The sequence below is a fragment of the Pseudomonas viridiflava genome (genome assembly GCF_001642795.1).
GTDB classification, from domain to species: Bacteria; Pseudomonadota; Gammaproteobacteria; order Pseudomonadales; family Pseudomonadaceae; genus Aquipseudomonas; species Aquipseudomonas viridiflava.
Map to the genome: position 1 here is coordinate 1 of NZ_LKEH01000033.1, position 960 is coordinate 960.

At 62.7% G+C, this 960-nt stretch carries 1 pseudogene; it reads left to right on the forward strand.

Annotation, left to right across the window (positions count from 1 at the left end):
- Nucleotides 1-271: pseudogene (locus tag AO065_RS19135) on the forward strand (ATP-binding protein); the annotation flags it as partial.
- Nucleotides 272-960 lie beyond the last annotated feature (689 nt).

Genomic DNA, 960 nt, shown 5'->3' on the forward strand with positions numbered 1-960 from the left:
TCTCCTCATCGGGCTCGGGGCTGCGGCCGCCGAGCACGGTTACCGCGTCAAATACGTCCTCGCGACCCGGTTGGTCAACGAGCTCGTCGAAGCCGCCGACGAGAAACAACTCGCTCGCACGATCGCCCGTTACGGGCGAGTGGATCTACTTTTGCTGGACGAGCTCGGTTACATGGAACTCGACAAGCGAGGCGCTGAGCTGCTCTTCCAGGTTTTGACCGAACGGGAGGAGAAAAATTCCGTCGCGATCGCGTCGAACGAGTCGTTCTCCAAAGCGCACATGTTCGCGCGAATCTGTGCGTAGTCGCGCCGAAGTTTCACGGGTTCGGCAGTCGGGTGGGGTCGACGAAGTCTGCCAGGTAGATCATGGCGGCCTCGGCGGTCATGCCGAATGCCGCGGCGACGAGCTTCGGATCCATGGTGTTGACCAGATCGATAAGGCGAGTGCAGCGGATCATCCGCGGGCCGAACCCGCAATCGTCGAGCACATGACTCAGATAGGCGACCGATGCGGGTGACCGTCCGGCCTTGGTCCCTTTGGTGACGATGACGTGCGGATTGGCGGTGCGCCAGGAGGCGCGCTGGGCCAAACAGCGCTGCACGATCGTCCAGCTCGCCGGGTCCATCGGGACCGGATGCGGTCGCTCGCCAAGCCTGACGGTCTGTCGAAGCGGATCGACATCGTCGCAGGTCAGCAGCCGGACTTCGCGACTGGAAGCGCCATGCAGCAAGGCGAGGATGCCGACCAGGGATTCATGCGGATGCACCNTGGTCCACCGCTGGAACAACCGGCGTTGTTGCTCGAGAGTGAGCGTCCGGCCACGAAAACCCTTGGCCTCTTTCCTGTCCAGGCTCTTCGTCGGATCGACAAGGACCAGACGGTGACTGCGCGCGAATCGGAAAAACTGGCGCAGCACGGTGAGTCTTCGCTGGCGCGACTTCGGCAGGGAAACTAGGAAC